Raw genomic sequence first — 12,174 nt, 5'->3', positions numbered from 1 at the left:
GTAGTAAATAGAAGGGATGATGAAATTGCCGACAACTAAGAAGGAAAGTTTACAATTTGGTTTAATCATGTGTTTTGGGATGGTATTAATTATGACTTTCTATAATTTTTACCTAAATGGAATGATAGGTAAGATAACTTTTATAGAAGGAATATCCGATTTTTTTATTGGGTTTATCATTGCCTTTATACTTGATATGTTAATAGTAGGACCTAATGCTAAAAAAATAGCATTGAAATTAACTGTAAATACAAATAAGAAAATTTATACAGTCCTAGCGATATCCATATGCATGGTTTTAGGAATGGCGTTTTTTATGTCTATTTACGGATTAGTCTCCACTTATATTCATTATGGTTTTGCCTCAAACTCAGTGGTTGCAGATTATTTTGCAGTTTTTGGTAAGAACTTAATAATGGCTCTGCCTTTGCAAATCATTATTATGGGACCATTTGTGCGTTTTATATTTTCAAAGTATATTAAATCCAATAAAAGAAATATACAAATGAATAATTAATAATCATCACATTTTCCCAAGAAATAACTTCATAAATTGCATCAGCTTAAGTGTGAATTTTTCCAAGCCCCAAGAATGTTGATATAACAATATTCCTGGGGTTTTTCATTTGCAGATATTGACGATAGTGACTGATTTTTGGAAGAGTCCTCTATTTTTAAGGTTAATGTAAGGTTTAGATTACAATCGTTTAAGGTTGGGTATTTATACTTTGGTTTATCAACATTACTGTTAAAGGGAGTAAGAAAGTATGAATCCATCCATTAAACAAAAGGAAAGAATCATTTCCTTAGATATTATCCGCGGTTTTGCTTTGTTTGGAATTTTGTTTATTAATGTCGGGGCTTATAAAATCCTGACCGATGGCGTACAGCTGCCAAATTATCATGGCATGAACGCAATCATTGATAAGCTAATCGAAATTTTTGTCGAGAAAAAATTCTTTTCTATTTTTTCTTTTCTATTCGGGGCAGGGTTTTTTATTTTCGTCTCACGTGCTGAAAGTCGCGGGGATAAGCCGCTTTGGCGTTTTGCAAGACGTTTATTAGCTCTCCTATTAATAGGTATTATTCATTTATTCTTTTTTTGGGGTTCGATTTTAGCGGTATATGCTTTCATCGGTTTTCTCCTGATTCCTTTTTACCGGTTAAAGGTTACAACCATTAGCAAGTGGCTCGGAGGAATTATAATCGTCTATATAGCATTGCTTTTATCGAAGGTTTTTGCTTTTGATATTGGAATAATCTCAATCATTGCCGATTTTCTTGGAAATGATGCTATTGCAATCTTCATCATGTTTTTAACAGGGTTTCTAGCAGCCAAAGCGAATTGGATTAGAAGAATAAGTGAGTTGTCTAATCGAATAAAATGGATCCAACTAGTCACACTGCTATTCTTTATTGGCTTCTCTATTTGGATTTGGTTCACACCAAATAGAGATTATGAACATATGCAAACAATCATCGGTTTAGGTCAAATACCGGCAACTTATTTGTACTTATCAACTTTATTTCTAATCTTAGAAAACAAACATATCGCAAAACTGCTGCAGCCGATTGCCCGTGTTGGTCAAATGGCGTTTACGAATTATTGGGCACAAAGCTTTATTGGACTGGCTATCATTTCGCTAATGGGTCTTGAAGTCGTTTCGCCGATCAACATTGTCATCATTTCCGTTATCATTTTTGCGATTCAAATGATTTATAGCGTCATTTGGTTTAAGTTCTTCAAGATGGGGCCATTAGAAAAGGTATGGCGATTTATGACGTATGGCAGAAGAACAGCTTCCAACGGGAAATAAAGATTGTATATCCGATGGGACTGTCTTAAAAGTCTGCTTCAAATTGAATTTTCTCTAAACCAAAAAGCCCAATAATGCTGATATAACAGCATTATTGGGCTTTTGTCATTTAAAGGTTTAGCTCGAAACACAATTTTTAAGGTTAATGTAAGGTTTAGATTAAAACGATGTAAGGTTGGACCCATATAATCTGAAAGGTAGTCATTAAAGGAGGACTTTTCAATGAAAACGATCTTACGTGCAAAAAACGTTCAAAAAGTATACGGGACGAAAGGAAATCAATATAAGGCATTGGAAGATATTGATTTGGAAATAAAAGAAGGAGAATTTATCGGCATCATGGGACCATCGGGTGCTGGTAAATCGACATTACTCAATATATTATCGACCATTGATACGCCGACTTCGGGAGAAATTATGATTGCCGATCAAAATATTGTCACGATGAAGGAAGAACAATTATCAGATTTTCGCCGCAATAACCTCGGCTTTATTTTTCAAGATTATAATCTGCTTGATACGTTAACGGTTAAGGAAAACATCTTGCTGCCACTGGCATTATCAAAAGTGCCGGCAAAAGAAATAGAAAACCGTGTCAAGGAAATCGCCGATACGTTTGGGATTCAAGGAATACTTGATAAATATCCGTATCATATCTCTGGGGGACAGAAGCAAAGAACAGCTGCTTCAAGGGCGATGGTGACAAAGCCGAGCCTTATATTGGCGGACGAGCCTACAGGAGCCTTGGATTCAAAATCCGCTGCTGATTTACTAGAAAGCTTAACATCACTTAATGAGCAGAATCATTCAACGATTATGATGGTCACTCATGATGCGTTCGCAGCAAGCTTCTGTAAGCGGATTTTATTTATTAAAGATGGCGGAATCTATGCAGAAATTCAAAAATTACAGAATTCACGTCAGGAATTCTTCCAAAAAATACTAGATGTCCTTGCTTCACTTGGGGGTGGGCATTAAATGACGTTATTTAGCATTGCCAGAAAAAATATTCGAAAAAACTTTACGAATTATTTTTTATATATCGGCTCAATGATTTTCAGTATTGTTATTTACTTTACCTTTGTTTCTTTAAAATATGATCGAGCTATACAGGAAACAACTGATTCGTCTACCAAAATTAGCTCGGTCTTTAATGGTGCATCCGTTGTGCTCATGATTTTTGTAGCTGTATTTATCTGGTATTCCAATTCTTTTTTTACAAAGAAACGCAAAAAAGAAGTCGGACTCTATTCTTTACTTGGCGTTCGCAAAAAGCAAATCGGCCGGATGTTATTCTATGAAAACTTTCTCATGGGGATTATCTCTCTATTAATAGGGATCATCCTTGGTTCCATATTGTCAAAGTTTTTTGTCACCATTTTGATGAAGGTCATGGGGTATGATGCGCTTGGAAACTTTGCTATTTCCCCGCAAGCAATCGTAAATACCATTATCGTATTCACGCTATTGACGGCGATTACTTCGATCCACGGCTATCGCTTAATTTATCGCTTTAAGTTAATTGAGTTATTTAAAGCCGAGCAGGAAGGGGAAAAAGAACCTAAGGCTTCTGTCATCACAGCGTTGATCTCCGTTCTGTTACTTGGATTTGGCTACTGGCTTGCACTGCAAAATATTCTTGAATCAGAAGTGTGGAGAAAAATAGGTTTTTTGATAACCCCGCTTGTGATCTTAGTTACAGTCATTCTTGGTACGTATTTATTATTTAGTACATTAACGGTTTATTTATTAAAGCTATTACGAAAAAATAAACCTCATTTTTGGAATGGAATCAATTTAATCAGCATATCCCAGCTTCTCTACCGAATAAAGGGAAATGCACGAACACTAACCATTATTGCTGTTCTAAGTGCAACGACATTAACAGCGGTAGGAGCGGCCTACAGCTTTTACTATAACAACAGAAGTAATGCTGAACTAGCAAATCCGAATAGCCTGATGTTTATAGCAAAAGACGAAAATGTAACTAAACAGATCAAAGAACGGGTATTAAAGGACAAAGAACATAAAATTGTCTATCACATGACCGTCCCGACATTGATGCTTGATGCCGATATCACAAATCTTCATAGCAAGTTTTATTCAGATGAAATGGAATACAGCATTATCAGCAATAAAACGTTTAATCAATTAGCTAAATCACAAAATAGAGAGGAATCCCTATCATTAAAAGGAAATGAAGCAGCCGCTCTAGAAGCCGGCTATTCCAAAGATTTCTCACCGAAGTATGTTGGAGGAACGATTTCGCTAAAAGTAAATGACCACAGCGAGAATATTACTTTTAAAGAATTGAAGAAATATAATGTCCTCAATCTCCAAACAGCGGGTATTACGATAGTTATTAGTGATGAGTTATTTTCTAAGCTTGCAAATGGAACAGACCTTGTCAACATGGAAGCTTACAAACTGAAAAATGAAGAGGATGCAAAAATAGTAACAAAAGAGGTCCAAACCTTGTTGCCGGAGGAAGCAAGTTTCTCAAGCTTTTATTCCGATTATGCACGGGGAATGGAGACAACTGGATTACTCATTTTTATTGGCGGCTTTTTAGGATTGGTATTCCTGGCAGCAACAGGAAGCATTATTTACTTTAAACAGCTGACAGAAGCAACCATGGATAAAGACCGTTATGTGATCTTATACAAAATTGGTGTGAATAAGAAGGAAGTAAAAAAATCCATTTCAAAACAGATTTTATTTATTTTCGCCTTGCCATTACTAGCTGGTATTGCCCACTCTATTGTGGCATTGACCGCGTTATCTAAATTAATGCAATCGAATTTAATGACGCCTGTCATCATCTGTATAGGCATTTATGCTTGTATTTACATTGCCTATTACTTCTTAACTGTAAGGAACTACTACAAAATTATTATCAAATAGAAATGCTGTTTTCTAAAAGATTGTTGTTTTAGAAAAATTTACCGTTTACCAAAAAGCCTAGTTGATTGGAGAGGAAGGTGCGAGACTCCTGCACAGAGGAGTGGGACAGGTGAGATCCCACAGGAGCTATGCTCCGAGGAGGCTCAGCGCCCACCCCGCGGAAAGCGAGCAACCTGGAGCGCAAATCAACTTCTACCCAATTATGTTAAAAGCAACAAAGTTTTCGAAAAGAGGAGAAAATAATGAAAAAATTTATCGGATTTATTGCAGCGATCGCAGTATTTTTAGTTGGCGGATTAGTTATTCTTCAAAATGTAAACTTTAATAGACTAGGGGCCGATGAATATTATACTCAAATTATTGGCCAAGGAAAGAAGCTAGAAGATAAAAGTGATAATGGACAAAAGTATGTAGCCTATGAATATAAACTTTCAGCATTTGATAAAGATGGTCGAAAAAAGACATTGACCTTTACTGCTCAAAAACAGCTTCGGGAAAATGCGTATTTATCTTTATTTGTAAAAGATAGTAAAGGGGTCACCTCCTATCAGGAAGTGAAAAAGGAAGAACTTCCTAAAAAAGCAAGTGAGAAGTTATCGAAGTAAGAATGAAGGAATCCTTTTGAAAAGGGATTCCTTTTTACTATAATGTAATAGGAAAGCAAGGAGGCATGTATTTTGTCAAATAACAAGAAGGTTTTAATTATAGATGATGAAGAAGATATTCTACGGCTGATCAAAACGGTGTTAAATAAAGAAGGAATCGATCATGTGGCCACTGCAGCTACTGCTAAAGATGGGTTTCAGCAATTTCAAGCCTATCAGCCAGACATTGTGCTGCTAGATATTATGCTGCCGGATGGGGAAGGCTATGATGTCTGCAAACAAATCAGAAATATTTCCAAGGTGCCTATTTTATTTTTATCAGCAAAAAACGAGGAAATTGATAAGATCTTGGGATTTGCAATCGGAGGCGATGATTACATTACGAAGCCATTTAGCCCCAAAGAGGTTGCTTATCGGGTAAAAGCCCATTTGCGCCGGGCAGAATACATGCAGACTGAACCGCAGAAGGAGACAAAAATTCAGGCAGGACCGTTTGAATTAAACGAGGAAAAGGCACAGCTGACAAAGAATGGGCAAGTCATTCAGTTGAAGCCAAAGGAACTAGGGCTAATGAAGGTTTTTCTCCAAAACAAGAACAAGGTAATTAGTAAAGAACAGCTTTACGATTCAGTCTGGGGAGAAGACTTCTTCGGCATGGATAATACAGTCATGGTTCATATCCGCAGACTTCGAGAAAGAATCGAAGACCAGCCTTCTCATCCTCAATATCTGATAACAGTAAAAGGCTTAGGGTATAAGCTCGTTATAGAGGAAGCGTAGGGATGAAGTGGAGGCTGACGGGAAGGTATTTATTATCTATTGTTTTGGTTGTTGTTCTAATTATTTTCATCAATCTCATCCTTGGGATCGCACTGCTTACGGCACAAATCGCTTTTGATGTCCCGATTTTTCAAAACCGAGAAATATCTCCGGAACAATTCACGAGAAATTTTCAACAAGAAATGATCACATTGGATCAAAATGTAGCTATTTCAGAAACAGGACAAAAAAAGTTAGCTAAAAAGAATGCCTGGATTCAAATTTTAGATGAAAATGGCAAAGAGGTATACAGCTTCGGGGCCCCTGTAAATAGGAAGCAAAAATACATCCCAGCAGAAATTGTTCAAATGTATAAGTATAAAGAAGTTGATGAAAAGACGGTTGTTTATGTTGGGGAAAAGGAACAAAACGACCGTCGGTATAGCTATTTGATTGGAATTGAAAATCGGAATATAGAACGGCAATTTATCTCCTACAATATTCAGGATATTATTAGAGTCTTTAAAATAGGGATGGTTATTTTACTAATAGACATCTTAATCGCGCTATTGATTGGCTACCTTTTTAGCAAAAGGCTGACCCAGCCATTACATACGCTAATTGATGGCATTAAAAAATTGGCCAATCATGAATTTAATCACCATACGGAATCAAGAGGTTTATATAAAAATGTATTCTATAATTTAAATCATTTAGCCGATCAATTAAAGCTCAGTGAAAAAGAAAGAAAAAAGTTAGATTTGATGAAGGAGGAATGGATTGCCAACATTTCTCACGACATAAAAACGCCGCTGTCTTCGATACAAGGTTATGCGGAAATGATCAAAGATCCAGAGTATGACTTTTCACCGGAAGAAGTAAGGGAATATGCAGGAATTATAGAAGCAAAGTCCCTTTATATTAAAGAAGTCATGGAAGATTTAAATTTATCAACCAGGTTAAAAAATAAAGAACTCACATTAAATAAAAAAGAAGTAAATATTGTCGCTTTGCTGCGAAAGATTGTGATTGATCTATTGAATGATCCGAAATATGCCAACCGAGATATACAGTTCCATGTGAACGAGGAGAACATCATGGCAGAAGTGGATGAAATTCTTTTCCGGCGGGCAATCAATAATTTAATTTTAAATGCGATTGTTCATAACAATGATCAAGTAAAGGTAGAAGTAAGCATTGAAATGAAAGAACAGACACATATTTTGATCAAAGATGATGGAAAGGGGATTAAGGAGAAGGAGCTTGAGCGGATTTTTGATCGGTATTATCGAGGGACAAATACGGGAGCTGCCCATAAGGGTTCAGGGCTAGGCATGGCCATTGCACATGACATTATTAAAGCCCACGACGGTCAAATTACCATTCAAAGTGAAATAGGCTGCGGAACATCAATTGAAATTCAAATATGATGGATGAAAATGCATGTGCTTATTTACAAAGTGAATCTTATTGGCAGTTATTCAGTTATGGGCGCAATTCGGCAGTAAGAATTACGCTCTTTTTCTTTGTGAAAAGAATTAGAAACTCATTTATTCAGGAATCATTGAAATGGCTAGTGATACTTAACAATCACCAAACGGGGAGCATTGTATCTTTACTATTTTAAAGATACTTTATTACCAACAATTACCGAAGAGATGTTTAGCAGGATCACTTAATAAAACGATTCGCACAGACGATAGAATGCATATAGAAATCTAAAAATAATCGTAAATAGGGGAGAATTATGCATCGTAAGAAGAGTATTGCTACATCGTTGATCTCGTTTATTATTCCTATCATTATCATCGCTCTGGTAGTCATATCTACTATTGGGTACACATTTTCAAGACAAATTATTACGAAGCAATTAGATTATGCAATGAATACGAAGCTTCGAGAAGCATCTCAGGAAATTAACACGATATTAGAAAAGGAAAATGGGCTTGCCCAAAGCTTGGCAAAAACTATTGAAGTAAATTCTAATTTGCTATCGGAAAGTAATTATAATGATTTACTGCAGAACTATATCCCAATGTACAATGAAACATTTGGAATGGGCGTTTGGTTTGAACCATCTGCTTTTAAAGGAAAAGAAAAATATGCACCTTATGCTTTTAGAGAGGGTGAGAAGGTTTCCGTTGATGATTCGTATACAATAGGAGATCTAGATATATGGGCAACAGAGTGGTATAAAGTGGGTTCTCAACCGGACGGAGGGTGGACAAAGGCTTATGCTGACCCGTCTACCAATGTTTCAATGGTAACTGCTGCTTATCCGATCAAAAAACAAAACGATGGCTTAATGGGTGTCGTTACAGTGGATGTTGATATAAGCAGTATTCAAAAATTAATTACTGAAACGAAAATTGATTATGACGGAAAAGCTTTATTGGTACAAAGTGATGGTGTTCTTCTCGGTGGTGTAGATGAAGATCGTTTAACAAAGGAAAACATATTGGATGATAAAAATTCCTCTTTGGTTACAGCAGCTGAAAACATGTTGGAGAATGAGGTTGGAAAAACAGAATATACAATAGATAATGAAAAATATATTTTCTATTTTTCTACTATTCCTCATACTAACTGGAAGATCGGTATAAGTGTAAGTGAAACCAATTTATTTGCTAGTTTAAATGACTTGTTACGTATTTTTGTTTTATCTAGTATCGTTTCGATTGTGATTGTCACTGCGGTCATTGTTGTTTATTCAAACCGTATGGGGAAAACAGCTAAGAAATATAGCAGAATTGCAGAAGTTGTAGCTGATGGTGGTTTAGTAAACGAATTTGGAGAGAATGACTTAGCAAGAAAAGACGAGCTAGGGGATATTGGAAGATCTCTTAACACGATGCAAAATAACTTAACAGATGTTATTAATAGCTTTCAAGCGAATGCCTTAAGTATTGATGACCATGCTCAAAACTTATCTTTCTTCTCTCAGCAGATGAGTGCTACTTCGGAAAATGTAGCAGCAGCTATTACGACTGTTGCTGAAGGAGCAACAATGCAGCATGAGAAATTAGCAAGTGTAAATAAAAGAATCAATCAATTTGGAACAAGCTTGGATGTCATGAATCGATCGATTAATGAAGTGGATACTTCAGCAAGCTCCATTTTGATGATGGCTAATGAGAGTAATCAAGAAATGACTAAGATGATTAAATCATTTGAATCACTGAACCATACGTTTATGGAATTAATCGAACGAGTCAAGTCGGTCGAAGTAAATATTCGCAATGTGAATGAGATGACAGAAATCATTAATTCCATTTCTGACCAAACGAACTTACTGGCATTAAATGCTGCCATAGAAGCAGCTAGAGCTGGAGAATCGGGAAAAGGCTTTGCGGTTGTTGCAAATGAAATAAGGAACTTAGCAGAAAAAAGCAAAGAATCTTCTGGGAAAATTGATTCCATCATTAAAGGAGTCTCGCAAGACACCGGTAAAATGGTTGCTTCTACAGAAGAGGTAAATAATGATATTCGATTACAGAGAGAGCAGTTAGATACGACCATTCAATCCTTTGAGGAAATCATTCAGGCGATTGAGCGTATTTCTCCTAAAATAAAGGAAACCAAAGAATCCTCTGCAGAGATTCAAAAAGAAAAAGATCGAATTGTTCAAGACTTAGATCAAACCGGAGCAATTGCAGAGGATGTAGCTGCATCCGCACAGGAAATTTCGGCGTCAGCAGAGGAAATGTCTGCTTCGACAGAAGAAGTTACTGCCTCAGCCATTAGTTTAGGAGAAATGACCAATGAAATGAGAAATAAAATGAACTTTTTTCAGATTAAGAAACAGGATAATAAGTAGGATGAAATATGAGCAGGCAGGAACCTTTTAGAGTTCTTGCCTTTTTTTAGTAATGATTACTCATTTCAGGAAGTTCTTATCAATGAATAATGGGTACTGCTTTAAGTATGGAGATACAAGTTTTGGTTTTACAAATAATCATGGGATAGGAAAGTTATGTATAATTGATGTGAGTTTCCTATTTTTATGTCATAATAATTTTGTAGGAATGCAAATTTACAATTCATACATAGTGAAAGTGGGAATCAGAATGGCAACGGGAACACATACAGTAGAAATTCCAGTAGATGTACAAACAGTTTGGGACTATGTCAGTGATCTTGAAAAATGGGCAACGACAGTTCCTGCCTATAAAGAACATGAAATCATTAATGACAAGCAATCGATTTGGACATTTGAAGGCAGTGTAAAAGGGATTAGAAAAACAATAAAAGCGCAAGTAGATATTACCGAATGGAATGAACCTTCCAATATTAAGTTTGAACTAAAAGGTTTATCAGATAATTTTACAGGAAGCGGTCACTTTACTGCAGAAGAAGCGAATGGGAAAACAACGATGACTTGTACGGTGAACGTCCATGCAGGTGGAATATCAGGTGCGGTGTTAACACCAATTATTAAATGGGCTGTTCCAAAGGTAGCCTCTCGTTTAACAGAATCTATTGCACGTAAAATTGCCGTATTCTCATAGTTTTCAAAGAGTGGAATCCGACTCATTTTGAAGATGTCTTATCAAAAGTATAAATGGTAACATTCTGAGGTGACCATTGTAAGTAATGATCTTTTTTAGAAATATTATAATTAGCGAAAAAGGGGCTATCCAAAAATGGATGGCCTCTTTTTCTATATTTCACGAAAGGATCATTTAATGGAGACAAGGGCAGAACAGAGAGGATCAGGATATGATTCATTATCAAATGTGAAGAGTCTAACTAAATGTTCTTTTCTTTGTTTTTATAATTGCTTATGACATGATTAAAGGAATTGAAAACGTAATTTTATAAAGTAATATCGGAAAAGGGGCTAACAATCGTTCCTTTTTCTTTCGGTTATATATGGATTTTTGTTACGCAATCGGACGTATTTCTGTAATAAGGGTTTAGATAAGTAGCCGGTCTTTAAAATAGACGGAGAAATTCCTCTTAATTAGCAAATAGATTGGAAAATAGCGTAAATAAGAATGGGGAATTGCAAAAATAAACGGAGAAATTCCGCTTAATTAGTAAATAGAATGGAAAATTGCATAAATAGACGGAGAAATTCCGCTTAATTAGTAAATAGAATGGAAAATAGCATAAATAGACGGAGAAATTCCGCTTAATTAGTAAATAGAATGGAAAATAGCGTAAATAGACGGAGAAATTCCGCCTAATTAGTAAATAGAATGGAAAATAGCTTAAATAGACGGATAATTTCCGCCTATTGACGTATAAAACATGAAAATGAGAGCTTTTTATTAAAATAACCGGAAAAACTCCGCTTATTTCCCCAAAAACGGGCATCTTTCCGCATATAACCGGAAAAACTCCGCTTATTTTAGTTTCGTTTGTCAAACGAGGATTTGCTTACTTATATAAAAGGAATGAGATAAAGGTTATCGGGTACTTATTAATTTTGTATTTATTACATTTGGTGGAGTATTCTTATAAGGCATTCTTAGAAAAGTGATTTTTTAACAAGGAAAAATACGTTATTAAACGAATAATAACTCTATTGATAAAAATAGTTTTGCCGAAAGGAGATAAAAGATGAAAGAACGTCACATCATTCTGTTCAACCAATTAGACGCTTACCGAGAAGAGATTCTACATTGTTTGAACGATATAAGTGCGGAAGCAGCGGAAATAATCCCAAATAATTTCAAGAATAATATTAGATGGAATATGGGGCATATTTATCTGGATCAATACTTATGGATTGAGGCTTTAACGAAGAAGAAAACAGAGGTCCCAGATAGCTTCCGCAGCTGGTTTGGTTTTGGAACAACGCCGGCTCACTTTTCAGCAGAAACCCCCTCTTATATAGAGCTAAAAAAATTGCTGAAAGAACAACCGGCAAAATTAATGAAGACCTATGGTCATGTATTAGAAGAAGAGTATCCGCCTACAGAAATGGGGATGCGAACAATCGAGCAGGTGTTAATACGAACGATCATCCATGAAGGAATGCATTTACAAGCCATTATCGATATTAAAAAGTGTTTATCTTAAAATAACAGAAAATTTAATCAATAATAACTTTAGTTTGTTGAGTACGAGTTGAAAGAGGTATG

Annotated in this window: 10 protein-coding genes; all 10 read left to right on the top strand. The window is 35.7% G+C overall.

Annotated features, from left to right (window positions below; genetic code table 11):
• The first annotated feature begins 25 nt into the window (after positions 1–25).
• The 10 genes from C1726_RS04635 (at position 26) to C1726_RS04590 (ending at position 12,112) form a co-directional block, all read left to right on the top strand.
• Positions 26–517, top strand: a complete 492-nt coding sequence (locus C1726_RS04635; protein ID WP_102272364.1) for a DUF2798 domain-containing protein — start codon at positions 26–28, stop codon at positions 515–517.
• 250 nt (positions 518–767) lie between these two features.
• On the top strand, positions 768–1,817 hold the full coding sequence (locus tag C1726_RS04630; RefSeq protein ID WP_102272095.1) for a DUF418 domain-containing protein: 1,050 nt from the start codon (positions 768–770) through the stop codon (positions 1,815–1,817).
• A 222-nt stretch (positions 1,818–2,039) separates the two neighbouring features.
• Positions 2,040–2,795, top strand: coding sequence for an ABC transporter ATP-binding protein (locus C1726_RS04625; RefSeq protein ID WP_102272094.1), 756 nt, complete (start codon positions 2,040–2,042; stop codon positions 2,793–2,795).
• The gene (locus C1726_RS04620; RefSeq protein ID WP_102272093.1) at positions 2,796–4,721 is read left to right on the top strand and encodes an FtsX-like permease family protein; all 1,926 of its coding nucleotides are present in this window, start codon (positions 2,796–2,798) and stop codon (positions 4,719–4,721) included.
• 242 nt (positions 4,722–4,963) lie between these two features.
• On the top strand, positions 4,964–5,326 hold the full coding sequence (locus tag C1726_RS04615; protein WP_102272092.1) for a YxeA family protein: 363 nt from the start codon (positions 4,964–4,966) through the stop codon (positions 5,324–5,326).
• 72 nt (positions 5,327–5,398) lie between these two features.
• Positions 5,399–6,106 carry a response regulator transcription factor gene (locus C1726_RS04610; RefSeq protein ID WP_180968094.1) on the top strand — a complete coding sequence of 236 codons (708 nt, stop codon included), beginning with the start codon at positions 5,399–5,401 and terminating at the stop codon, positions 6,104–6,106.
• A 2-nt stretch (positions 6,107–6,108) separates the two neighbouring features.
• Positions 6,109–7,515, top strand: coding sequence for a sensor histidine kinase (locus C1726_RS04605; RefSeq protein WP_102272090.1), 1,407 nt, complete (start codon positions 6,109–6,111; stop codon positions 7,513–7,515).
• Positions 7,516–7,832: 317 nt separating this feature from the next.
• Positions 7,833–9,902 carry a methyl-accepting chemotaxis protein gene (locus C1726_RS04600; RefSeq protein WP_102272089.1) on the top strand — a complete coding sequence of 690 codons (2,070 nt, stop codon included), beginning with the start codon at positions 7,833–7,835 and terminating at the stop codon, positions 9,900–9,902.
• Positions 9,903–10,152: 250 nt separating this feature from the next.
• On the top strand, positions 10,153–10,593 hold the full coding sequence (locus tag C1726_RS04595; protein WP_102272363.1) for a CoxG family protein: 441 nt from the start codon (positions 10,153–10,155) through the stop codon (positions 10,591–10,593).
• Between the two features lie 1,057 nt (positions 10,594–11,650).
• Positions 11,651–12,112: a DinB family protein gene (locus C1726_RS04590; RefSeq protein ID WP_102272088.1), complete on the top strand. Its 462-nt coding sequence runs from the start codon at positions 11,651–11,653 to the stop codon at positions 12,110–12,112.
• Positions 12,113–12,174: the final 62 nt, after the last annotated feature.

The organism is Cytobacillus massiliigabonensis (genome assembly GCF_900199725.1).
Classification (GTDB): domain Bacteria; phylum Bacillota; class Bacilli; order Bacillales; family Cytobacillaceae; genus Cytobacillus; species Cytobacillus massiliigabonensis.
Note: the sequence above shows the minus strand (reverse complement) of the source record. Positions and strands in the feature narration are given on the sequence as shown.